This window comes from Streptomyces sp. NPDC126503, assembly GCF_040302405.1.
Classification (GTDB): Bacteria; Actinomycetota; Actinomycetes; order Streptomycetales; family Streptomycetaceae; genus Streptomyces; species Streptomyces gulbargensis.
In genome coordinates, this window is sequence record NZ_JBEORS010000013.1 from 77,133 (window position 1) to 98,580 (window position 21,448).

The window sequence follows — 21,448 nt, forward strand, 5'->3', positions numbered from 1 at the left end:
AGGGGGCTGATTCGTTCCATGGGCCGTCTGGGGCCGTCAGTACGGTGGGGCCGCTCGGTAGTGGCGCGCGGCCCGTCGCCCGGGCCTGCGCTCCTGTCTCCGCCCCGCTCCAGCCCGGCCGCCGGGCCGCACGCCTGCGGCTCGGGTTGAGGGGCGGCGAACCCACGATGGCGCCGAGGCGCGGTATGCGAGTGCGGCTCAGGACGTTGCCTCAGGCGGGGGCGCTCCGGCAGACGGGACGGGAGCCTGGGCAGGTTTCAGAAGAGGCGGTCGGTACGGTGCAACTCTCGGCGCGAGCGACGGCAGGGGCAACCATGGGCACACACAAACCACATCACGAGTTCCAGGTGGGCGACGTTCTGCGAGTCAGCTGCCCGTCGGCGGAAGGCCGAGTGGTGGAGGTGTCCCGCTTTCACGCCTCGGTTGAGTGGCCATGGGCCGAGATCGATCCGCATTCTCAGTTCAAGTGGAACGGGCGGAGGGCCTTCGGGATGTCGCCCGACTCTTCAGACTGGACCCTGAGCCTGTTCAAGACTGATCCTGAGCCATGGAACTTGCACGTCGATGACATCTGCCGTGTAGGCATACCCGAGACGCTGGTGCGGATCATCGATATCGGCCGCTACGACCCTCCGCAGGATGTCGGCTGGCTTCCCCGCCCTCACACGATGCTGGTCGTCGTGCCGGCCGACTACCCGGACGAGGCTCTTTCCGAGGACGACGGAGACACGATCGACCTTGAATCAGCGGCACCCGTGACGATCGAGCTGGTGTCTCGGAGCTGATCAGGGCGCAGCGGAGGCAGGAGCCGCACCAGCCCAATGCAGCGCCACCCCCCGAGTTGCTTCGGGACGAAGAAGTCGGCGCGGGCTACGGATCAACTGCGGCCTGGCTTCCAAGCGGGCCCACAGTCAGTCCAGCCAGATGATGACTGCGTGTCCTTCTCGGGCAGCTGCCTTGAAGTACTCGGTCAGGCCGGCGAACCAGTCCCTGGCCCACTCCAGTGAGGCGTGGTCGTCCCAGATCAGTGGGTAGATCTCCGCCGTATTGAGTTCTGCGGGGTCGACTCCGTTGAGAAGCTGGTCATACGTCAAGCCGCTCAGAGCCTCGGCGCCCAAGCGAACCCGATCCGTGGTGAGGTAGCGCGGTGGGCCGTACCCCCAGTCGTCGGCCTTCTCCAAGGCCTCTTCCCCATGGATGACGTCGACCGGAAAACCGGAGCGCTTCAAGAGGAAGCCCAAGAGGTGCCACGTCTGGTACGTGGAGAAATGACGGGCCATGGCCGGCGAGGGTTCAGCCTCTTCCTCGAGGTCCCGGATCTCATCGATGTAGTCGAGAGCCCAGTCCGGGTCGTCCATCGAGCGCCCTAGCTCGGCCGCCGTCACACGGAAGTACTCACCAATCATGCTCATGGCCGGATGCTAGGCAGGGCCACTGACACTTGGCTGCTCAGGGCTGTCCCGAGGCACCGACAGGCGCCGTCTGGGACTGTGCCACATCCGTGCCAGACCGTGCGGGGAACCACGGGGAACGAGGGGCACTGTCGGGCTCTACGGTGTCGATCAGCTCCAGCGGCGTCTACGCAGGTCAGCCTAAAGATCGCCCTCCCTCTCTCCTGAAGAGGCGGCCTCAGCCCCCGTGCGCCCCAGTGCTTCCAGGGCGAGAGGCATGCACCTACATGCGCCTTCCGCGGAGTCGGGAGCGCTCGGCACACTCGGCTGGTCTGTCCGTCCGACGGCACCAGGAGGAGCAGTGGCTCGAACACAGTCCAAGTGCGGAGCGCGCACGCAGAAGGGGACCCGGTGTCAGCGCCTCGCGATGGTGGGAGCGTCCAGGTGCGACCGTCACCGCGGCGAGTGGTCTTCCTACGAGGTTCAGAAGCGCAAGGCCAAGAAGAAGCAGAAGTAGTCGGCCGCCGGGCCGTGTCCGGGCCGTGAGAGGGCGATCCTGCCCGAAGAAGCTCCCGCCGTCCGCTCACGTCGCCTGAGTCTCCGTCACGGCCCCCGGCACCAAGTGGAGTTCGTACGGCGTCCAGCACTCCGACATCTCCGTGCCGATCGGGGCGCCGCACCGGCAGGCGAGGTTCGGGCCGCGGTTGCCCGGGAGGCCGCAGCAGCCGGATTCGCCGGTGGGGTGGGGGACGAGGGACGGCATGTCCTCGGGGTGGAGCAGCAGGGTGTCGCGGGGGCCGCCGGCGACCAGTTCGACGCCGTCCTCGACGATCGAGGGGCCGCCGGGGTAGGCCGGGACGCAGTCGTCCTGGTCCTCGGCCGGCACGAACGGGGCGCCCGTCGGGTCCGGGTCGACCGCGTAGTGGCCGCGCGGCACGGTGCTCGGGGCCCGGCGCACGCCGTCGACGGGCAGGCCGTCGTACGAGGGGCGTTCCGGCACCGCGGGGAGCAGGGAGAGCGGGCCCGTCAGGCGGAGGCCGCAGGCGGCGCAGTGGAAGATCGTCATCGCCCGCGTTTCTACCCGGCGGTCCGCCGCGACGGCAACGCGGTAAAGCGCGTGCCCCGGCCGGTGGCGATCACTAGCGTCCACGACATGACCACGTCACCCTCGCCCCGGATCGAGAAGATCACCCTCGCCAACGTGGACGCCGCGCTCGCGCTCCGCGTCCACCCCCACCAGGAGAACAACGTCGCCCCCGTCGAACGCTCCCTCGCCGAGGCGTACGCCGCCGGGGACGCCGCCTGGCCGAGGCTGATCGTCGACGGTGACCGGACCGTCGGCTTCCTGATGGCCTTCCTCGACCTTCCCTGGAACCCGGACACCGACCCCGCCGACCGGCGCAGCGGCCTCTGGCGGCTCAACATCGCCGCCGACGCGCAGGGCAAGGGGTACGGGCGCTTCGCCGTGGAGGCCGTGCGGGACGAACTCCGGCGCCGTGGTGCCCCCCGGATGTACGTCACCTGGGAGCCCGGCGACGACGGGCCCGGCTCCTTCTACGAACGCCTCGGCTTCCGCCCCACGGGCGAGGTCAGCGGCCGGCAGACCGTGGGCGTCCTGGCCCTCTGACACCGGGACCCGGGGCCGGCGCCGGGGCGGGGCCGCCCCGTGACGCAAGCCCCCCGCCACGGCGGAGCGGAGGCCCGGCCCACCGCCGCGCCCCCGCCCCCGGCGTTTCCGTCAGCCGGTGCAGCCGCCGCACTGGCACGGCCCGCCCGACTGGCAGCCGCAGCCGCAGCCCGAGCCGCACCCGCAGGCGCCGAGCACGGGCAGCAGAACCGTCCCCTGCGGGGCCTGCGCCGAGGAGTCGGTCGTGATCGGGGAATCGGCCATGGGTCCCTCCCTCACGAGACGCGGATCGTCTCTCCCCCCATTGCATGCCCACCCGCACCGGCGCATCAACGGCGCACGGGAGCCCCGCGCTCCTACGCGCCCTCCACCGGCGTGTCCGAGTGCTGAAGCTCGTCCGCGTGCTCGCCCGTCACCAGGTACACGACGCGCTTGGCCACCGACACCGCGTGGTCCGCGAACCGCTCGTAGTAGCGGCCCAGCAGCGTCACGTCGACGGCCGTCTCGATGCCGTGCTTCCACCGGTCGTCCATCAGGTGCTGGAACAGCGTCCGGTGCAGCAGGTCCATCTCGTCGTCGTCCTGCTCCAGCTGGAGCGCCAGGTCGACGTCCTTGGTGATGATGACCTCGCCGGCCTTCGCCATCAGGCGCTGCGCCAGCTGCCCCATCTGCAGGATGGTGGCGTGCAGGTCGTTCGGCACCGCGCGGTCCGGGAACCGCAGCCGCGTCAGCTTCGCCACGTGCTGCGCCAGGTCGCCCGAGCGCTCCAGGTCGGCGCTCATCCGCAGCGAGGTCACCACGATCCGCAGGTCCGTCGCCACGGGCTGCTGCCGGGCGAGCAGCGCGATGGCCCGCGCCTCCAGGTCGTGCTGGAGGTCGTCGATCTTCTGGTCGCCGGCGATCACGCTCTCGGCGAGCTTGAGGTCCGCGTCGAGCATCGCCGTCGTGGCGCGTCCGATCGCCGACCCGACGAGCCGGGCCATCTCGACCAGGCCCTCACCGATCGAATCCAGTTCCTCGTGGTACGCGTCCCGCATCGATGTCCCTCTCTACGCAATGCCTCAGGGGTCCGGGTGGGGCTCGGCCCCACGTTCCCACGGTCCGGCCCGTACGCGTCCGGTTCCACCCCCTCACATGAACCCGTACTTTCCCCCAGGTGAACTCTGGGCGACCCGGACCGCCACCTCCTCCGGACCAAATGAACCACCCCCGTCTCCACGGTGAACTCTGGGCGACGACTGTTCGAGCAGCCGCTCGGACGGCTGGGAGAGTGTCCGTGCCCCCGCATAACCTGGAGGCATGGACGTGAACGCGGCGGTCGCCGCATTGGCCGCGATCGCCGGCGTGTGCACCGGCGTGATCGCCATGCTGGCGTTCCGCTGGAGCGAGCGCGACCAGGCGCGGCCCACCCGGAGCTCCCTGCACACCGACGCCGTGCTGCCGCCCGGTGTCGACACGGTGCTGTCCGTGCTGCGTTCCTCCGCGGTCGTCCTCGACGAGAGCGACTCCGTGGTGAAGGCCAGCTCGGCGGCGTACGCCCTCGGCCTGGTGAGGGGCGGGAAGCTGGCCGTCGAGCCCATGCTCAACATGGCCCGCGACACCCGCCGCGACGGCGAGATACGACAGGTCGAGCTGGACCTGCCCCGGCGCGGCACCGGACGGGGCGAGGCCCTCGCGGTCTCCGCCCGGGTCGCCCCGCTCGGCTCGCGGCTCGTGCTGCTCCTGGTCGAGGACCTGACGGAGGCCCGCCGCATCGAAGCGGTACGGCGCGACTTCGTCGCGAACGTGAGCCACGAGCTCAAGACCCCCGTCGGAGCGCTCTCCCTGCTCTCCGAGGCCGTCATGGACGCCTCGGACGACCCCGAGGCGGTCACCCGCTTCGCCGGCCGCATGCAGATCGAGGCGACCCGGCTGACCAACCTGGTCCAGGAACTCATCGACCTCTCGCGGGTGCAGAACGACGACCCGCTGGAGGACTCCGAGCCGGTGTCCGTGGAGGAACTGGTCGCCGAGGCCGTCGACCGGTCCCGGCACACCGCCTCCACCAAGCAGATCACCATGGCCTCCGGCGGAGCCGCGGGCCTGTACGTCTGGGGCAGCCGCGGCCAGCTCGCGGCGGCCCTCGGCAACCTCGTCGAGAACGCCGTCAACTACTCACCGGCCCGTACGCGGGTGGGCATCGCCGCCCGGCGCGTCGCGGCGCCGGGCGGGGACCTGATCGAGATCGCCGTGACCGACCAGGGCATCGGCATCTCGGAGAAGGACCGCGAGCGGATCTTCGAGCGCTTCTACCGGGTCGACCCGGCCCGCTCCCGTGCCACCGGCGGTACGGGACTGGGGCTGGCCATCGTCAAGCACGTGGCCGCCTCGCACGGCGGGGAGGTCACCGTCTGGAGCACCGAGGGTCAGGGCTCCACGTTCACCCTGCGGCTGCCCGAGGCGGGCGCCGGACGGGACCGCAGGTCCGCCGCCGCTTCTTCTCCCACCCCCGATCTCATGACCGAACCGCTCCCTGCCCCGGAGGTCCTTCCGTGACCCGAGTGCTCGTCGTCGAGGATGAGGAATCCTTCAGCGACGCCCTGTCGTACATGCTCCGCAAGGAAGGCTTCGAGGTCGCCGTCGCGGCGACCGGGCCCGACGGCCTCGACGAGTTCGAGCGCAACGGAGCGGATCTCGTCCTCCTCGACCTGATGCTCCCCGGCCTGCCCGGCACCGAGGTGTGCCGCCAGCTGCGCGGCCGTTCCAACGTGCCGGTCATCATGGTGACCGCCAAGGACAGTGAGATCGACAAGGTCGTCGGCCTGGAGATAGGAGCCGACGACTACGTGACGAAGCCGTTCTCCTCGCGGGAGCTGGTGGCCCGCATCCGCGCGGTCCTGCGCCGCCGCGGCGAGCCGGAGGAGGTCACCCCGGCGGCCCTGGAGGCCGGTCCGGTCCGCATGGACGTCGACCGCCACGTGGTGACGGTCGCGGGCGGCAAGGTCGACCTGCCGCTGAAGGAGTTCGACCTGCTGGAGATGCTGCTGCGCAACGCGGGCCGCGTGCTGACCCGCATGCAGCTGATCGACCGGGTGTGGGGCGCGGACTACGTCGGCGACACCAAGACCCTCGACGTCCACGTCAAGCGCCTGCGCGCCAAGATCGAACCGGACCCGGGCGCGCCCCGGTACCTGGTGACGGTCCGGGGCCTGGGCTACAAGTTCGAGCCGTAGGCCGTAGGCGGTACGCCGCGTGAGGCCGTACGGCGCGGGCCGACCCGAGCCGAGGGCGTCAAGGGTCACCCGTGACCCTTGACGGGTGGACGCGGGTGCCCGTCACCGGGGGCGGCGGGCCGTGGCGGTCCGCACGCCACGAGCGGTACGCGCCGGCGACGGCCGCCACCGCCGGCCCCGCCCGCGCTCCGGGCACGGCCCCGCCCCGTACCCCCGCCCGGCCCGTACCGCTCGCGCGCACGCAGAAGGGGCGCCCCCTCCCGGGGGCGCCCCTTCTCACGTACCGCTGCTCGCCGGGCTCAGTGGCCGGACGCGTGGCTCGCCTCGCCCGACGGGGAGGACTCGCCGCCGTGCTCCGCACCGTGCTCGCCGCCCGGCGTCGCCGAGGCGGTCGGGGTGGCCGACGGCGGGGCCGGGACCTCGCTGGGGCCGAAGCCCTTGTAGTAGCCGCTGCCCCGGACGACGAAGGCCTCCAGGGCCACGTCACCGGTCTTGCTGAGCTTGAAGACGACCTTCTGGGCGTCGCCGTTCTTGGCGGCCTCGGTGCCGTTCTCGATCACGGCGGTGGCATTGCCCTCGCCGCCGATGACGACGGAGCCGCCGGCCGGGACGGTGACCGGGCCGGTGCCCTCGGCGGGCTTCAGCTTCACGGTGGCGGTGGTGCCGGGCAGCGTGATCGCGTCCAGGGTCTGGTCCTGGCCGCCGTTGTTGAAGACCGTGGCCGAGACGACGGCCGGGCCCTTCACGCCGGGCGTGGGCTGGGTGATGACGACCGCGTTCTGGATCTTGACGTCGTCCACCGAGACGGCGGCGTTGTCCGGCCGGACGCCGAGCGTCTGTGCGTCGTTGCCCGCACCACAGGCGGACAGCGCGGCGATCGAGAACACGATGGCGGTGGCGGCGAGGGCGCCGCGTCGAAGGCTGCGGCTCACGGCGGCGGCAACTCCTAGGACGTACGGACGGGCTTAGGACTGTGGAGCTGGGGACCGGCTCAGGTGTGTCAGCGCGCTTAGGTTACCGACCCCTACTCTCCGTCCCGCACCCGACCCGCCCCTTAACCGGACGGGCCCTCCCGGTCCCGGTACCCGGCCACCCGTACGCGCCGCCCGCCGTCCGTCACCCCGTCCCGTCCCCCCGCCCCGTCACACCGCCGTCCGGGCCCGCCGCCGCGCCCGCCCGGACCCCGGCCGGGGGCCCGTCGGCCGGTGGCCGGATCACGCCGCATTGACCCGCTGTTCACATAACCGTCTTGATCAATTCGGTGGCGGTCACCGCATTCTCATCGTCGTCCCCCGGGAAAAACACCGACCGGTAGCCGTTGATCAATTCGGGAATCACCGCCAGATGCACCCGTACGGGTGACCGATCCTCGAACGGAGTACGTGAAGAAGGCCACTCCGAACCGGACAAAACGGGTCATCGTCGTGCCCCCGGCGGCCTCCGCGCGCCTGTAACGTGCGCGTTTCTCTCCGTCCACGCAGCCGTCCCGACCTGCGAATACCTCCTTCCGGAAGCCCGCCGCAGCACGTCCGCATCGCTGTTGTCAAGCCCCGAGATATGCCCTGACCTGCGAAAACGCCATTCAGAAGAAGCTGAATCCGTGTTACCCTGGATAGCCACGGAAGGGGTACCTGTCACATGACGTTCAAGGTTGGCGACACCGTGGTCTATCCCCATCACGGGGCCGCGCTGATCGAGGCCATCGAAACTCGCCAGATCAAAGGCGTGGACAAGACCTACTTGGTGCTCAAGGTCGCGCAGGGCGACCTGACGGTTCGCGTGCCGGCGGACAACGCGGAGTTCGTCGGAGTGCGCGACGTGGTCGGGCAGGACGGGCTGGACCGGGTCTTCGAGGTGCTGCGGGCACCGTACGCAGAGGAGCCGACGAACTGGTCCCGTCGCTACAAGGCAAATCTCGAGAAGCTCGCCTCCGGCGACGTCATCAAGGTGGCCGAGGTCGTACGTGATCTGTGGCGGCGTGAGCGCGAACGCGGTCTCTCCGCCGGTGAGAAGCGCATGCTGGCGAAGGCACGCCAGATCCTGGTGAGCGAGCTGGCCCTCGCGGAGAACACCAACGAGGACAAGGCCGAGGCGCTCCTCGACGAGGTCCTCGCGTCCTGAGACGCGTCGCGGGCCCGCCCCGGCACGTGCTCCGAGCACGTACCACCGGCGGCCCGTACGCGTTTCGCGAACAAGCGATGCCGCGGTGCCCGTCGGGCGTACTGTGATCCACACAGTGCGCCCGCCGGGCGCTGCGGCATGTTCGCGTTCGCACGGGGGCGCACGCGAACCGTGAGCGCGACGGTACCCACACCGGCGCGGTCGCGTCCCGCCGAAGAAACCCGCACCCCCTGAACTGCTTCACGTACGAACCCCTGTGCCCACGCGGCATCGCCTCGACCGTCGTCACGGAAAGGGCCCGGTCAAGGCGGCGCGTCCGGCACGGTGAGGCCATACCCATGTCGGCCGCGGAAACAAACCTGCCGGAGTGCAACCGATGTCAGACGAAGCGCGTCCCCGTCGTACCGCCGTGGTGATCCCGGCCGCAGGACGGGGCGTACGCCTCGGCCCCGGCGCCCCCAAGGCGCTGCGCGCGCTGAGCGGCACCCCCATGCTCATCCACGCCGTCCGCGCGATGGCCGCCTCGCGGGCGGTCTCCCTGGTCGTCGTGGTCGCGCCCCCGGACGGCGCGACCGAGGTCAAGAACCTCCTGGACGCCCACGCCCTCCCCGAGAGGACCGACTACCTGGTCGTCCCCGGCGGCGAGACCCGCCAGGAGTCCGTACGCCTCGGTCTCGACGCGCTGCCCGAGGCCATCACCACCGTCCTCGTCCACGACGCGGCCCGTCCCCTCGTCCCCGTCGACACCGTGGACGCCGTGATCGAGGCCGTACGGGACGGGGCCGTCGCGGTCGTCCCCGCGCTGCCCGTGGCCGACACCGTCAAGGAGGTCGAGCCGGCCGAGAGGTCCGGTGACCCCGAGCAGGTCGTCGCCACCCCGCCGCGCGCCCGCCTCCGCGCCGTCCAGACCCCGCAGGGCTTCGACCGCGACACGCTGGTGAACGCCCACGCCACCGTCGCCCTCACCGGCGAGGGCGCCACGGACGACGCCGGCATGGTCGAGAAGCTCGGCGCGCCCGTCGTCGTCGTGCCCGGCCACGAGGAGGCGTTCAAGGTGACCCGCCCGCTCGACCTCGTGCTCGCCGAGGCCGTACTCGCCCGCAGGAGGGCCAACGATGGCTTCTGACCAGCTCCCCCTCGTCCCCCGTACGGGCATCGGCACCGATGTCCACGCCTTCGAGGAGGGCCGCGAACTCTGGTGCGCCGGCCTGCTCTGGGAGGACGAGCGGTACGGGCTCGCCGGGCACTCCGACGGTGACGTGGCCGCCCACGCCGCCTGCGACGCCCTCTTCTCCGCCGCCGGCATCGGCGACCTCGGCGCCCACTTCGGCACCTCGCGTCCCGAGTGGTCCGGTGCCTCCGGCGTCACCCTCCTCGCCGAGGCGGCCCGCATCGTCCGCGCCGAGGGATACGAGATCGGCAACATCGCCGTCCAGGTCGTCGGCGTCCGCCCGAAGATCGGCAAGCGCCGCGACGAGGCCCAGAAGGCGCTGAGCGACGCCGCCGGCGCGCCCGTCTCCGTCTCCGGCACGACCACCGACGGGCTCGGTCTGACCGGCCGCGCCGAGGGCCTCGCGGCCCTCGCGACCGCACTGGTGTACCGCGTGCGGCCGGACGGGCGGTGAAAATCGTGCCCCGCGACCGGGAATCGGTCGCGGGGCACTGCCGCCCGCCCACTACCCTGGACCCGTGACTATTCGCCTGTACGACACCAGCGCCCGGCAGATCCGTGACTTCACCCCGCTCACGCCGGGCTGCGTCTCGATCTACCTGTGTGGCGCGACCGTGCAGGCCGCCCCGCACATCGGGCACATCCGCTCCGGCCTGAACTTCGACATCATGCGCCGCTGGTTCGAGTACCGCGGCTACGAGGTCACCTTCGTCCGGAACGTCACGGACATCGACGACAAGATCATCGCCAAGGGTGCCGACCAGGGCCGCCCCTGGTGGGCCATCGGCTACGCGAACGAGCGGGCCTTCAACTCGGGCTACGACGCCCTCGGTTGCCTGCCGCCCACCTACGAGCCGCGCGCCACCGGGCACGTCCCCGAGATGATCGAGATGATGCGCGGCCTCATCGAGCGCGGCCACGCCTACGAGGCCGACGGCAGCGTCTACTTCGACGTGCGCTCCTTCCCCGGCTACCTCCAGCTGTCCAACCAGGACCTCGACGACCTGCGGCAGCCCGCCGAGGAGGGCATCACCGGCAAGCGCGACCCCCGCGACTTCGCCATGTGGAAGGCGACCAAGCCCGGCGAGCCCGACTGGGAGACGCCCTGGGGGCGCGGCCGCCCCGGCTGGCACCTGGAGTGCTCGGCCATGGCCCACAAGTACCTGGGCTCCGCCTTCGACATCCACGGCGGCGGCCTCGACCTGATCTTCCCGCACCACGAGAACGAGATCGCCCAGGCGAAGGCCTTCGGCGACGACTTCGCCCGGTACTGGGTGCACAACGCCTGGGTCACCATGAGCGGCGAGAAGATGTCGAAGTCGCTCGGCAACAGCGTGCTCGTCTCCGAGATGGTCAAGAACTGGCGCCCGATCGTCCTGCGCTACTACCTCGGCACCCCGCACTACCGGTCCATGATCGAGTACAGCGAGGAGTCCCTGCGCGAGGCCGAGGCCGCCTTCGCCCGCATCGAGGGCTTCGTCCAGCGCGCCACCGAAAAGGCCGGGCGCACCGTCGCCCCCGCCGCCGAGGTGCCGCCCTCCTTCGCCGAGGCCATGGACGACGACCTGGGCGTCCCGCACGCCCTCGCGATCATCCACACCACCGTCCGCCAGGGGAACAGCGCCCTGGCCGCCGACGACAAGGACGGGGCCATCGCCCGCCTCGCCGAGGTCCGTGCCATGCTCGGCGTCCTCGGCCTGGACCCGCTCGACCCGCACTGGGCCGAGGAGTCCGGTGGCGGCGAGGAGCTCCACGGCGTCGTCGACACCCTCGTACGGGTCGTGCTCGAACAGCGCGAGTCGGCCCGCGAGCGCAAGGACTGGGCGACCGCGGACGCGATCCGCGACCAGCTCAACCGGTCCGGCCTCGCCGTCGAGGACGGACCCGACGGGCCCCGCTGGACGCTGGGCAACCGCTAGACGCTGATGAATGTGCCGTCCGGAGCCCCGGACGGCACACTTCACTTACAGGCTTCACTCAGAGGCTCACAGGCTTCGCTCACGCAGTAGAGGAAACGGGTAGTCATGGCCGGGAACAGCCAGCGCAGGAATCGCCGCACGTCCAACAAGAAGGGTGCGACGGTCGGCAGCGGTGGCAAGCGGCGCCGCTCCCTCGAGGGCAAGGGCCCGACGCCCAAGGCCGAGAACCGCAAGGGCCACAAGGCCTACCGCGTCTCCAACGCGATGGCCCGCAACGCGGCCAAGCGCAAGCCCATCGCCCGCCGCGGCGGCAAGGGCCAGTCGGAGATGGTCGTCGGCCGCAACCCGGTCTTCGAGGCGCTGCGCGACGGCGTGCCCGCGACCACGCTCTACGTGCAGCAGTTCATCGACAACGACGAGCGCGTGCGCGAGGCCCTGAGCCTCGCCACCGGCCGCGGCAACATCAACATCATGGAGGCGCCGCGCCCCGAGCTGGACCGCATGACGAACGGCCTCAACCACCAGGGCCTCGTCCTGCAGGTCCCGCCGTACGAGTACGCGCACCCCGAGGACCTGGCCGCGGCCGCCTTCGACGACCAGGAGGACCCGCTGATCGTGGCCCTCGACGGCGTCACCGACCCGCGGAACCTCGGCGCCGTCGTCCGCTCCGTCTCCGCCTTCGGCGGCCACGGCGTGGTCGTCCCCGAGCGGCGCGCCGCCGGCATGACCGCCGGTGCCTGGAAGACCTCGGCCGGCACCGCCGCCCGCACCCCGGTCGCCCGCGCCACCAACCTGACCCGCTGCCTGGAGCAGTACCAGAAGGCGGGCCTGACCGTGGTCGGCCTCGCCGCCGACGGTGACACCGAGGTCCACGAGCTGGAGGCGCTCGAAGGCCCCGTCGTCATCGTCGTCGGGTCCGAGGGCAAGGGCCTCTCCCGGCTCGTCGGCGAGACCTGCGACTTCCTCGTCCGCATCCCGATGCCGGGTGGCGCCGAGTCGCTGAACGCCGGTGTCGCCGCCGGTGTCGTGCTCTACGAGGCGGCCCGCCGCCGCATGGGCTGACACCGGCCACGCCGCACCCGCGCGGCCCCGGCCATGGCGTGATCTTGACGGGTCTCGGACATTTCCGAGCCGTCAAGGCAGTGTCCTAAACCCAGATCACTCGGTTAGATGAGTGTGGACACCAGAACGCCCCGGCCGGGGTTCGACGATCAGCCCGCGCTGAGCATGGTCAAGGTGGATTCCGATCCCGCCCAGGTGATCGTGAACCACGCCAGCTTCCGTGTGCGGCTCGCGCCGGCCCAGCAGCCGAAGTTCGCCGCGAACCCGCGCGTCGCCGCGCTCGCCCGAGCGGGAGGGGCCCCCGGCGCGGGAGCCCCGCGCCGCCGCCCCGTCGTGTGGACCGGGAAGTCCGCCCCCGGGACGACCGGACTCCTCCAGGCCGTCCGCGAGTCCTCGGCCGCCGCGGGCGCCGTCTCCACCCTGGAGCCGGCCACCACCCAGGCCATCCCCCGCATCGACGACACCATGCCCACCCCCGTGGTGCCCGCCGAGTCCGCGCCGCTGCTGCCGCCGATGCGCCGGGCCGAGGGCGCCTACGACGACGTGTACGAGCCGCGGCCCGAGACGCCGGAGCCGTACGGGGACGAGCACGGGCCCGGCGCCCGGCCCCCGCAGCGGCACGGCACCGACGCCGTCCGGCACGCCTACTACCCGGGGCGCCGGATGAACCTGGGCGTCGTCCTGCTTCCGCTGCGCGTCTTCCTCGGCTTCATCTCCATCTACGCCGGCATGGGCAAGCTGTCCGACCCCGTCTACTTCGACGGCGGCGAGCGCGGCTCCATGGTCAAGTGGCTCAATGCGCTCCACCCGTGGCCGCTGGCCGAGCCGCTGCGGGACTTCGCCCTCCAGCACCCCGTCGGCGCCGGTCTCACCGTCGCCTTCCTCCAGGTCGTCGTCGGTGTCCTCACCGTCCTCGGCCTCTGGCAGCGGGTGGCGGCGGTCGGCGGCGCCCTGCTCTCCGCGGCGCTGATCCTCACCGTCAGCTGGAGGACCGTCCCCGTCTACGAGGCGCCCGACTTCATCTTCCTGGCCGCCTGGTCGCCGCTGATCATCGCGGGCGCCCCCGTCTACTCCGTCGACGGCCGCCTCGCCGGCGAGGCCTGGCGCACCCTCGGCCCCCGCGCCGAGATCTGGGACCTGCGCCGCCGCGTCCTGCGCCGCGGGCTCCTCGCCGCCTCCGTCGTCGTGGGCCTGACGCTCCTCGTCGGCTCCGTCCTCGGCGGCGCGGTCCGCTCCACCGAGACGGTCACCGTCCCCGGCCCCAACGACGACCCGATCAACCACCTGCCCGGCCGCCCGCTCCCCACCGAGCCCCCGCGCGACACCCCGTCCAGCCCGCCTCCGACCCGGCCCACCCCGTCCGCGAGCACCGAACCGCGGCGCGAGGAGCGCCGCGCGACGGAGGCGGCGGAGGAGGAGACCGCCCGGCCGGCCGAGACCAGCCGCGAGTCCACCCGGACGGAGGAACGCCGGCCGACCGCCACCACCGACTCCACCAACGGCGGCGGCACCGCGACCCGTACCCCCACCGAGTCCCGCCCGGCGCCTCCGCCGTCCACCAGCGACGCCCCGTCCACGACGGGCGGCACGACCGGCGGCGGCGACGGCGGCGGGTCGACCGGCTCGACGGGCGAGGAGACCCCGACCGAGGACGCGAGCACGGGCGGCGGCGCCCGCAACCCGATCGGCGGCCTGCTGGGCTGACGGCCGGGACGGACCGGGAAGAGGGCGGCACCGCGCGGGGGCGCGGTGCCGCCCTCTGCGATGCGGGGGGGGGGCTCAGGTGCGGGCCGGGGCGGGACCGGGCGACGGGTCTCAGGAGGTCGGGGCGGCGAGTTCCTTGGCCGCCTCGGTGAGGTCCTTCGCGGTGTCGATGGCCCTCCAGTACGCCCCCTGGGGCAGCGGGAAGCCGGCGAGGCGCCGCTCGCGCGCCAGGCGGGGGAAGGTGGTCCGCTCGTGGTCGCCGAGGTCGGGCAGCAGGTCCGTGAAGGCCGCGGAGAAGACGTACACGCCGGCGTTGATGAGGAACGGCGACGGCGGTGCCTCGATGAAGTCGGTGATGTGCCCGAAGGTGTCGGTCTCGACGGCGCCCCACGGGATGCGCGGGCGGGCGAGCGCGAGGGTGGCGGTGGCGTCCCGCTCCGCGTGGAAGGCGGCCATCTCGCGCAGGGAGAAGCGGGTCCAGATGTCGCCGTTGGTGGCGTACCAGGGCTCGTCGGGCGCGGGCAGGTGGCGAGCGGCGTACTTCAGGCCGCCGCCGCGGCCCAGGGGCTCGGTCTCGACGACCGTCGTCACCTTCAGGGGCAGTTCCGCGTCCCGGAGCCACTCCTGGAGCACCTCGGCGAGATGACCGCAGGAGATGACCACATCGGTCACGCCTTCTGCGGCCAGCCAGGAAAGCTGATGGCCGATGATCGGGGTCCCGGTACCCGGGATCTCGACCATCGGCTTGGGGCGGTCGTCGGTGTAGGGGCGCAGTCGCGAGCCCTGGCCGCCCGCCAGGACCACGGCCTGCGTCGGAGTGGTGTGCATACGGGGAACGATAGGGCTCCCGTACGCGGGCAGGCGCTCAGTTCGCCGACTCAGCCGGCGCGCATCACGCCGGACGCGTACGAGGTGTCGCAGACCGGGCGGGAGAAGGACTGGGCGCGGGTCGGGCCGTAGTAGTCGACGGCGGCGCGGCCGAGGGCACGGGCGATCGACATGCAGTGCTTGGCGAGCGAGGGCCGGTTCTCCACCGCGCGCTGGAGGTGGGTGAGGGCGACGCCCGGGTCCTTCTCCTGAAGCTCCGCGAGGAGCTGTTCGCGGAGAACGTCCTGAGGGGCACGGGACTTCGCCGGCGAGGAGACCTCCGAGGAGGAGGCCGTCAGCATCTGGGTCGTGGGGTCCTGGCCGGCCCACGGAACGGCGGACACCGCGAGCGTTCCCGAGAGCACCAGGACGACGGGCAGGACGAGGGCGAGAGAGCGGCCGATTCGGCGGGCAGTGTGCGTCACGGAGGCGAGCGTAGCGTTCGGTAGTGACATGGAGACATTTAGTCACTCTCGCGGGGGATCGTTCGACGTGGTTTTTCGAATTCCGTGTTGACGCCGGGAGGCCCTGCGGGCCCCGAATGCCGGGGTTTTCCGAGGTACGCCCGTTTAAACGGACGGCCCCGCATCCGTGGCGGATGCGGGGCCGTCCGTTCACCCCCGGGGGGGCGGTCGTTCACCGGGCCGGTCAGCCGCTGAGGCGCTCGCCCGTGGAGGTCGAGAACACGTGCAGCTCGCCGGCGCGCGGCACGACGTGCAGCGTGGAGCCCTTGGCGGGCACGTCACGGCCGCCGACGCGGACCACCAGGTCCTTGTCCTCGCCGTCGACGCGGGTGGAGCCGTAGACGAAGCCGTCGGAGCCGAGCTCCTCGACGACGTTCACGATCACCGCGAGACCGTCCTTGCTGGTCGGGCCCGAGACGTCGAAGTGCTCGGGGCGGACGCCGACCGTCACCGTGGTGTCGCCCTTGGCGGAGGCGGCGGCGATGGCGTCGCGCGAGACGGGGACGACGCTGTTGCCGAACTTCACGCCGCCGTCGGTGATCGGGACCTCGATCAGGTTCATGGCGGGGGAGCCGATGAAGCCGGCGACGAAGAGGTTGGCGGGCTTGTCGTACATGTTGCGCGGCGAGTCGACCTGCTGGAGCAGACCGTCCTTCAGCACGGCGACGCGGTCGCCCATGGTGAGGGCCTCGGTCTGGTCGTGGGTGACGTAGACCGTGGTGATGCCGAGGCGGCGCTGCAGGCTCGCGATCTGCGTACGGGTCGAGACGCGGAGCTTGGCGTCGAGGTTCGACAGCGGCTCGTCCATGAGGAACACCTGCGGCTCCCGCACGATCGCCCGCCCCATCGCCACGCGCTGCCGCTGGCCGCCGGAGAGCGCCTTGGGCTTGCGGTCCAGGTACTGGGTGAGGTCGAGGATCTTCGCGGCCTCCTCCACCTTGGCGCGGATCTCGGCCTTGTTGACGCCGGCGATCTTGAGCGCGAAGCCCATGTTGTCGGCGACGGTCATGTGCGGGTACAGCGCGTAGTTCTGGAACACCATGGCGATGTCCCGGTCCTTCGGCGGCAGGTGCGTGACGTCCCGGTCACCGATGCGGATGGCGCCCGAGTTGACGTCCTCGAGACCGGCGAGCATGCGCAGCGAGGTCGACTTGCCACACCCGGAGGGCCCGACGAGGACGAGGAACTCGCCGTCGGCGATCTCGATGTCGAGCTGGTCGACGGAGGGCTTGTCGGCGCCCGGGTAGATGCGGGTCGCCTTGTCGAAGGTGACAGAAGCCATGGTGATGAATCCCTTCACCGGCAGGAACGTGCCGGACGATCCGAGTAAAGGAAGGATTGAGGTCTAGTCCACCAGGGTGAACTCCAGGCGACGCTACCTGCCCGGACCCGTTCTGTCAGTAGGCGCGAGGTGGTGAGATTTCCGACCGCCGGGGGGACGGGGTTGGTTACACTTCACTCGCTGCCTCCTTAGCTCAGCTGGCCAGAGCACCGCTCTTGTAAAGCGGGGGTCGTCGGTTCGAACCCGACAGGGGGCTCCAGGGCGAAGACCCCCGACCGATCTTGGTCGGGGGTCTTCGACATCTCCGGGTGACATCAACGGGGACGGTCGCGGGTGGCCAAGCCTCGGATGCCGTCGTGTGAGGGGTCGCTCCATCGAGCGAGCTCAGCGGTCACCTTGCGGTTAGTTCACTCCGCGATCCGGGAGGCGGCCATCTCCCACGGGGTCGGCTCCGCCGCGTCTTCGTGCTCGTCGGCGTCTTCCCGGTACCACCCCGTTCCCGCGAGCCAGGTTTCGAGCCACTCGGCCAGGCTCGCGGCATCGACGAACCAGGCGGCGGCTCCGTCGTCCGTCATGGCGTTCGGGTCGAAGAGGAGGACCGTGGCGGTCTCGCTGAGGCAGTCCACCGCGGCGTACATGGCGCAGCCCCAGTCGAGGATCGGCAGCACGCCCGCCGGCCAGTACGGTGCCTCGTCCTCGGCCGAGGCGAGTTGACGCGGGATGGTCGCTCCGGTCACCGGACGGACGTCGGACGAGTCGTGGTCGAGTGGCTGACGTCGACAGAGGTCGAGGAGCGCATGGCCGGGGCATTCGGCGTTCGGCTCCGGGACGCCCTGGACGGGTCGGGGTCCCACGAGCGGAGCCATGAGGGCGAGCACTTGATCGCAGTGCGGTAAGACTTTCTCTACTTCATCAAGGCACCCGCCGCGCACAGCGCGGCGCGCGCGGCCCGTCGCCCGGGCCTGCGCTCCTGTCTGCGCCCCGCTCCAGCCGGGCCGCCGGCCGCACGCCTGACGGCTCGGGTTGATGGGCGACGAACCCGCGAGGTGGCCGAGGCGGTACGCGAGTGCGGCTCAAGACGATGCCTCCGGCGGGGGCGCTCAGGCTCCGGGATGGCAGGGGGCCGCGGGCGTCTGCGGGCGGTGTCGTGGTGGAGGTGGGGACTCCCATCCCGTCTGCCATCGACCCAGGCAGAGCCGAGCAGACACGGCACCGGGCGTCCAGGTCGTTCGTACAGTGGCGCGCTCCACCTGGACGCCCGGCACCGCGCCTGCTCCACGGTGTGTGGGTCGACGGCAGACGGGATGGGAGCTGAGGAGATACGTGGTCGGCAACCCGCTTCACCCAATTGGTGGCCAAACTAAAAAGGCTCACCGCTGGGGAGTTGACTGCAGTTGAAGGGCGCCAAGCTCAGTGCTGCTCGAGCCCAGTCGCTTCCAGTGCGATCTGCGCGGTGCGTGAGAACGCCAACACGGCATCCCTCAACTTTGCGGATGATTCGCCCAATTCGGTTGACAGCCGATCTACGAGATCCTCATCGTCTCTCCCTGTGGATTGCATATAGGATTCCAACTGCCAAAGATGGTCGAACACAACGTGTGCATGACGATGAACCTCAGTGGCACTGGAGGTCACAAGGGGAGGGCCAAGCAGGCTGATCTCAAGCCAGCTTTCGTCAATCGGCCCTTTAAGCTCCAAGGCGTCAGAGCGGGCCGCGTCCTCAATCCAAATAAAGTCCCCTGCTGCGCGTTCTGCCAACTGCATCCCAACAGGAATCAACCTGCCATATGCTTCCCGCCTGGGATGCCGGAGTTCTTTCTGATGTTCAGACCTCACCGTCGCCTGCGCGTTTGCGCGCTGGGCCCACGTTGCAAGGGCCGCAGTCCCAAGAGCTGCCACCGCTCCAACCAAAGCGCCGCCGATGGCAGCTATCCCCGCATCCATGACACCCGACCATAGTTGCCACCCTGGCCCAATTCGCGCTGTTTGCCGATCAGAGCGTGGATCTAGTGAAGGGATGCAGCTGCACTACAGAGCTGGACACCTCGGAAGCCGACAGCACGCAGGCGGACGCTATCCCGGGGCGCTGACAGACGGCGGCGAAGACCGTGCCACATCCGTGCCAGATCGTGCGGGGAACCACGGGGAACAAGAGGCATCGACGGGCACCGGGCCATCGATCAGTCCTCCCCATCTGTGCGGGTCACTTGCAGGCCCGCCTTCCCGCTCCTGTAAAGAGGCCGTACAGCGCGTTCACCGGTTCCAGATCTCCTGGAACTCTCCGGCTGAGATGGCCTCCAGCGGATCCTCCTCAGGGTCGATCGCCTGATCCGTCAGGAAGCCCTGCTCGTCCTCCAGGTGCTCCCAGCTGTACCGGTGAAGTCGGCCGGCCGGAGTCAGCTCGGCCTGCTTGATGGCGACCAACTCACCGCGGTCGGGTACGACCTCGAAGTACCACAAGCCGCCCTCCTCGTCGACGTGGCGGAAGTGGTGGCGCAGGGTGGCCCCTTCGTCGAGGGATCGGAAGTACGCCACGCTCTCCGCCTTGATTCGCTCCAGGACAACCATGGGAGCATCGTGCCAGCGAGCCCGTATGGTCGCACCGTTCTGACATCCACAGCTGACATCAACGGCCCCGGACGCCAGCGCCCTTAGGTGCTCCTGCACGGCTGGCGTGGCCGGGTGGCTCCTCGGCTGTGCCGAGCGCTGATCGAACTTGTAAAGCGGGGGTCGTCGGTTCGATCGCACGATTCTCTGGAGGTCCGTCCAGCCCCGTGGCGCGCTGTGCCACGCGGTGGTGGAAGCGGCCGAGGCCGTACTGCGGGAGCACGGTGAGGCCGGGTATCCGGAGAAGTGGATGAGGCACCCGTTGCCTGTCGCCGCTCTGCAGGACCTTCAGCGGCTGCACCGGCGGGAGCACGGCTGCCGGCACGAACGGTGCCGGAAGAGCATTGAGCCCACGTTCAACGGCACAGTCCCCTGATGATGTCCCCGAAGTCGGGGAACTCCAGTGCGGCCTCCGTGATGATCGCCGGTGCCGATGCCCGCCGGTCGGGAGCGTGCTGCTGAGCGATGGCCTCCAGGTCCTCGATGGGCCGCGGCGCCCAGCCGGGCTCGGAACCGTACGTGGTGGCGGCCTCCGCGGGGCCGAGGCCGTCGGCCAGCAGCCACAGGAACGCGCCGAGGTCGCGGGCCACGACTCCGGTCTCCCCCTCGGAGCCCAGGAAGACGACCGGCTGCTCGACCAGCTCGCGCCCCGGACGGATCAGCCAGAACGCCGCGTACCCGCCGGTGCCGTCCTGGCCGAAGACGCGGAACGCGTCGCCGTTCAGATCGTTGCCGCCCGTCCACGCGCGGAACCAGTCCGTCGTGTCCTCAGCGCTCAGGAAGGACTCGTAGGGTTCGAAGTCCACACCGTCCTCGCCGGCGCGGTCGAGCCGGACCTTCATGGCGGCGGCGAGCGCGACGGGGAACTGGCGGTCGTCCTGCTGGATCATGCGCACAGGGTAGCGATCGGCCTGGGCGCCGGCTCCGCCCGGACGCGCGGCTGCCCACTCAAACGGCGGCGGTCGTACGCGGTCGGCCGCAGCAGCCGTCAACTGTGCCCTCGGCCAGATCGCCGACCGAACGTGCAGAGCCATGCGGCTGACGGTCCCGGACCTGATCCTTTCGTGTGATCACGGTCGGCGGTGTCGGTCTCGGTGAGAAGACGCACGTGGTGAATGTGCTTCGGCAGGGAAGGCGGTAGGGGGGAGTCCGGCGGAGGACTTCGGGGTCTCGGCTCGGCGGCCGGGGCATCGGCTCGTGCCGCGTCCTGTGGGACGCGGAGATCACCGGAAGGGACATCGACCGTGTCGCACACCGACTCGCTCAACGAAACCCTGGCGAATGCCCGTGTCGTCCTCGTGGACTTCGACGGCCCCGTGTGCGATCTGTTCGCAGGGCTGCCGGCCGCCGAGGTCGCGCGGGAGCTGGCCGGGCTTCTCGCCGCCCGCGACGGGGCCGCGGGCGCGAGGGCCGCCCGGACGGACGACCCCTTCGAGGTGCTGCGCATCGCGCACGAGGCCAGCGGCGAACTCGGCGAGGAGATCGAGCGAGCCCTGACGGCCGCCGAGGTGCGCGCGGTCGCCGTCGCGGGGAAGCCGGTGCCCGGGGCCGCGGAGACGCTGGAAGCGGCCCGTGCCACCGGGCGGGGCGTCGCGGTGGTCAGCAACAACTCCGCCGAGTGTGTGCGGATCTTCCTCGGGCTGCACGGGCTGGACCAGTACGTGGCCGAGATCGTCGGCCGCCACTCCGCGCAGCCTCACCTGATGAAGCCCAACCCGTATCCGCTCATCACGGCGGCCGAGCGGATGAACATCGACGTCACCAGCTGCACGCTGATCGGGGACTCGCTCACGGACGTCCGGGCCGCTCACGCCGCCGGGGCGACGGCCATCGGCTACGCGACCACGCCGCCCGCGTACGAGGCGTTCACCGAGGCGCGCGCCGATGCGGTCACGGACAGCATGCAGGACGCCGCGGACGTGCTGGTCGCGGCGTAGCGAGAAGGCCCGCGCCACGACGGCCTGGACGAAGCCCCCGACCGTTCACCGGCGGGGGCTTCGGCGTTCCGGGTGGGGGGAGTG

General features: G+C 70.9%; 23 protein-coding genes and 1 tRNA gene. 12 read left to right on the plus strand and 12 right to left on the minus strand.

What is annotated here, in order from left to right; all coding sequences use genetic code 11:
* The first annotated feature begins 347 nt into the window (after positions 1-347).
* Complete coding sequence (locus ABTY40_RS18550; protein ID WP_352060492.1) at positions 348-785, plus strand: hypothetical protein; 438 nt, start codon at positions 348-350, stop codon at positions 783-785.
* 126 nt (positions 786-911) lie between these two features.
* Here the strand turns inward: ABTY40_RS18550 and ABTY40_RS18555 are convergent, their stop codons facing one another.
* Positions 912-1,412, minus strand: a complete 501-nt coding sequence (locus ABTY40_RS18555) for a YfbM family protein (protein WP_352060493.1) — start codon at positions 1,410-1,412, stop codon at positions 912-914.
* Between the two features lie 562 nt (positions 1,413-1,974).
* Complete coding sequence (locus tag ABTY40_RS18560) at positions 1,975-2,457, minus strand: hypothetical protein (protein WP_352060494.1); 483 nt, start codon at positions 2,455-2,457, stop codon at positions 1,975-1,977.
* A gap of 87 nt (positions 2,458-2,544) precedes the next feature.
* Here ABTY40_RS18560 and ABTY40_RS18565 point away from each other — a divergent pair, with 87 nt between their 5' ends.
* Entirely contained in the window at positions 2,545-3,018 is a 474-nt protein-coding gene (locus tag ABTY40_RS18565; protein ID WP_352060495.1) for a GNAT family N-acetyltransferase, read from the plus strand.
* A gap of 111 nt (positions 3,019-3,129) precedes the next feature.
* Here the strand turns inward: ABTY40_RS18565 and ABTY40_RS18570 are convergent, their stop codons facing one another.
* The gene (locus tag ABTY40_RS18570; protein ID WP_352060496.1) at positions 3,130-3,282 is read right to left on the minus strand and encodes a hypothetical protein; all 153 of its coding nucleotides are present in this window, start codon (positions 3,280-3,282) and stop codon (positions 3,130-3,132) included.
* A gap of 92 nt (positions 3,283-3,374) precedes the next feature.
* Positions 3,375-4,055, minus strand: coding sequence for a phosphate signaling complex protein PhoU (gene phoU, locus ABTY40_RS18575; RefSeq protein ID WP_352060497.1), 681 nt, complete (start codon positions 4,053-4,055; stop codon positions 3,375-3,377).
* Positions 4,056-4,317: 262 nt separating this feature from the next.
* On the opposite strand from phoU, the gene phoR reads away from it, so the two are divergent.
* Positions 4,318-5,553: a two-component system sensor histidine kinase PhoR gene (gene phoR / locus ABTY40_RS18580; RefSeq protein WP_345278843.1), complete on the plus strand. Its 1,236-nt coding sequence runs from the start codon at positions 4,318-4,320 to the stop codon at positions 5,551-5,553.
* Between the two features lie 5 nt (positions 5,554-5,558).
* Positions 5,559-6,230: a two-component system response regulator PhoP gene (phoP, locus tag ABTY40_RS18585; protein WP_466728736.1), complete on the plus strand. Its 672-nt coding sequence runs from the start codon at positions 5,559-5,561 to the stop codon at positions 6,228-6,230.
* A 299-nt stretch (positions 6,231-6,529) separates the two neighbouring features.
* Here the strand turns inward: phoP and ABTY40_RS18590 are convergent, their stop codons facing one another.
* Positions 6,530-7,162: a copper chaperone PCu(A)C domain-containing protein gene (locus tag ABTY40_RS18590; protein ID WP_352060498.1), complete on the minus strand. Its 633-nt coding sequence runs from the start codon at positions 7,160-7,162 to the stop codon at positions 6,530-6,532.
* Between the two features lie 706 nt (positions 7,163-7,868).
* On the opposite strand from ABTY40_RS18590, the gene ABTY40_RS18595 reads away from it, so the two are divergent.
* The 6 genes from ABTY40_RS18595 to ABTY40_RS18620 all read left to right on the plus strand — a co-directional run bounded on the left by ABTY40_RS18595 (position 7,869) and on the right by ABTY40_RS18620 (position 14,207).
* On the plus strand, positions 7,869-8,351 hold the full coding sequence (locus tag ABTY40_RS18595) for a CarD family transcriptional regulator (protein ID WP_003953493.1): 483 nt from the start codon (positions 7,869-7,871) through the stop codon (positions 8,349-8,351).
* Between the two features lie 376 nt (positions 8,352-8,727).
* Positions 8,728-9,477, plus strand: a complete 750-nt coding sequence (ispD, locus tag ABTY40_RS18600; RefSeq protein WP_352060499.1) for a 2-C-methyl-D-erythritol 4-phosphate cytidylyltransferase — start codon at positions 8,728-8,730, stop codon at positions 9,475-9,477.
* Positions 9,467-9,976 (plus strand): 2-C-methyl-D-erythritol 2,4-cyclodiphosphate synthase, encoded by a 510-nt coding sequence (gene ispF, locus ABTY40_RS18605; protein WP_309050136.1) that lies wholly within the window; start codon positions 9,467-9,469, stop codon positions 9,974-9,976. The genes ispD and ispF overlap by 11 nt, the downstream gene beginning before the upstream one ends.
* 64 nt (positions 9,977-10,040) lie before the next feature.
* Positions 10,041-11,441: a cysteine--tRNA ligase gene (gene cysS / locus ABTY40_RS18610; RefSeq protein WP_352060500.1), complete on the plus strand. Its 1,401-nt coding sequence runs from the start codon at positions 10,041-10,043 to the stop codon at positions 11,439-11,441.
* A 105-nt stretch (positions 11,442-11,546) separates the two neighbouring features.
* Positions 11,547-12,503, plus strand: coding sequence for a 23S rRNA (guanosine(2251)-2'-O)-methyltransferase RlmB (rlmB, locus tag ABTY40_RS18615; protein WP_352060501.1), 957 nt, complete (start codon positions 11,547-11,549; stop codon positions 12,501-12,503).
* A gap of 108 nt (positions 12,504-12,611) precedes the next feature.
* On the plus strand, positions 12,612-14,207 hold the full coding sequence (locus tag ABTY40_RS18620) for a DoxX family protein (protein WP_352060502.1): 1,596 nt from the start codon (positions 12,612-12,614) through the stop codon (positions 14,205-14,207).
* 111 nt (positions 14,208-14,318) lie between these two features.
* Here ABTY40_RS18620 and ABTY40_RS18625 read toward each other — a convergent pair whose 3' ends face one another.
* The 3 genes from ABTY40_RS18625 to ABTY40_RS18635 all read right to left on the minus strand — a co-directional run bounded on the left by ABTY40_RS18625 (position 14,319) and on the right by ABTY40_RS18635 (position 16,820).
* Positions 14,319-15,035 carry a nucleotidyltransferase family protein gene (locus tag ABTY40_RS18625; RefSeq protein ID WP_352060503.1) on the minus strand — a complete coding sequence of 239 codons (717 nt, stop codon included), beginning with the start codon at positions 15,033-15,035 and terminating at the stop codon, positions 14,319-14,321.
* A 50-nt stretch (positions 15,036-15,085) separates the two neighbouring features.
* Positions 15,086-15,499 (minus strand): hypothetical protein, encoded by a 414-nt coding sequence (locus ABTY40_RS18630; protein ID WP_345278828.1) that lies wholly within the window; start codon positions 15,497-15,499, stop codon positions 15,086-15,088.
* A 223-nt stretch (positions 15,500-15,722) separates the two neighbouring features.
* Positions 15,723-16,820: an ABC transporter ATP-binding protein gene (locus ABTY40_RS18635; protein ID WP_352060504.1), complete on the minus strand. Its 1,098-nt coding sequence runs from the start codon at positions 16,818-16,820 to the stop codon at positions 15,723-15,725.
* 182 nt (positions 16,821-17,002) lie between these two features.
* Between ABTY40_RS18635 and ABTY40_RS18640 the strand changes: the two genes are divergently transcribed.
* Positions 17,003-17,079 (plus strand) — tRNA-Thr (locus tag ABTY40_RS18640).
* A 148-nt stretch (positions 17,080-17,227) separates the two neighbouring features.
* Here the strand turns inward: ABTY40_RS18640 and ABTY40_RS18645 are convergent.
* The 4 genes from ABTY40_RS18645 to ABTY40_RS18660 form a co-directional block, all read right to left on the minus strand.
* Positions 17,228-17,674: an SMI1/KNR4 family protein gene (locus tag ABTY40_RS18645; protein ID WP_352060505.1), complete on the minus strand. Its 447-nt coding sequence runs from the start codon at positions 17,672-17,674 to the stop codon at positions 17,228-17,230.
* Between the two features lie 556 nt (positions 17,675-18,230).
* Positions 18,231-18,764 (minus strand): hypothetical protein, encoded by a 534-nt coding sequence (locus ABTY40_RS18650; protein ID WP_352060506.1) that lies wholly within the window; start codon positions 18,762-18,764, stop codon positions 18,231-18,233.
* Between the two features lie 309 nt (positions 18,765-19,073).
* Positions 19,074-19,388: a hypothetical protein gene (locus tag ABTY40_RS18655; RefSeq protein ID WP_352060507.1), complete on the minus strand. Its 315-nt coding sequence runs from the start codon at positions 19,386-19,388 to the stop codon at positions 19,074-19,076.
* Between the two features lie 395 nt (positions 19,389-19,783).
* A complete protein-coding gene (locus ABTY40_RS18660) occupies positions 19,784-20,317 on the minus strand; it encodes an SMI1/KNR4 family protein (RefSeq protein ID WP_352060508.1) in 534 nt (177 codons plus the stop codon).
* Positions 20,318-20,671: 354 nt separating this feature from the next.
* Here ABTY40_RS18660 and ABTY40_RS18665 point away from each other — a divergent pair, with 354 nt between their 5' ends.
* Positions 20,672-21,364 (plus strand): HAD family hydrolase, encoded by a 693-nt coding sequence (locus ABTY40_RS18665; protein ID WP_352060509.1) that lies wholly within the window; start codon positions 20,672-20,674, stop codon positions 21,362-21,364.
* The last annotated feature ends 84 nt before the right edge of the window (positions 21,365-21,448 follow it).

Coding starts and splice junctions, on each gene's coding strand:
- ABTY40_RS18625 (WP_352060503.1), bottom strand. CDS start 15,035: ATGCACACCACTCCGACGCAGGCCGTGGTCCTGGCGGGCGGCCAGGGC.
- phoU (WP_352060497.1), bottom strand. CDS start 4,055: ATGCGGGACGCGTACCACGAGGAACTGGATTCGATCGGTGAGGGCCTG.
- ABTY40_RS18650 (WP_352060506.1), bottom strand. CDS start 18,764: ATGGATGCGGGGATAGCTGCCATCGGCGGCGCTTTGGTTGGAGCGGTG.
- ABTY40_RS18555 (WP_352060493.1), bottom strand. CDS start 1,412: ATGAGCATGATTGGTGAGTACTTCCGTGTGACGGCGGCCGAGCTAGGG.
- ispF (WP_309050136.1), top strand. CDS start 9,467: ATGGCTTCTGACCAGCTCCCCCTCGTCCCCCGTACGGGCATCGGCACC.
- ABTY40_RS18635 (WP_352060504.1), bottom strand. CDS start 16,820: ATGGCTTCTGTCACCTTCGACAAGGCGACCCGCATCTACCCGGGCGCC.
- phoR (WP_345278843.1), top strand. CDS start 4,318: ATGGACGTGAACGCGGCGGTCGCCGCATTGGCCGCGATCGCCGGCGTG.
- ABTY40_RS18595 (WP_003953493.1), top strand. CDS start 7,869: ATGACGTTCAAGGTTGGCGACACCGTGGTCTATCCCCATCACGGGGCC.
- ispD (WP_352060499.1), top strand. CDS start 8,728: ATGTCAGACGAAGCGCGTCCCCGTCGTACCGCCGTGGTGATCCCGGCC.
- ABTY40_RS18655 (WP_352060507.1), bottom strand. CDS start 19,388: ATGGTTGTCCTGGAGCGAATCAAGGCGGAGAGCGTGGCGTACTTCCGA.
- ABTY40_RS18565 (WP_352060495.1), top strand. CDS start 2,545: ATGACCACGTCACCCTCGCCCCGGATCGAGAAGATCACCCTCGCCAAC.
- ABTY40_RS18660 (WP_352060508.1), bottom strand. CDS start 20,317: ATGATCCAGCAGGACGACCGCCAGTTCCCCGTCGCGCTCGCCGCCGCC.
- ABTY40_RS18620 (WP_352060502.1), top strand. CDS start 12,612: ATGAGTGTGGACACCAGAACGCCCCGGCCGGGGTTCGACGATCAGCCC.
- ABTY40_RS18570 (WP_352060496.1), bottom strand. CDS start 3,282: ATGGCCGATTCCCCGATCACGACCGACTCCTCGGCGCAGGCCCCGCAG.
- ABTY40_RS18560 (WP_352060494.1), bottom strand. CDS start 2,457: ATGACGATCTTCCACTGCGCCGCCTGCGGCCTCCGCCTGACGGGCCCG.
- rlmB (WP_352060501.1), top strand. CDS start 11,547: ATGGCCGGGAACAGCCAGCGCAGGAATCGCCGCACGTCCAACAAGAAG.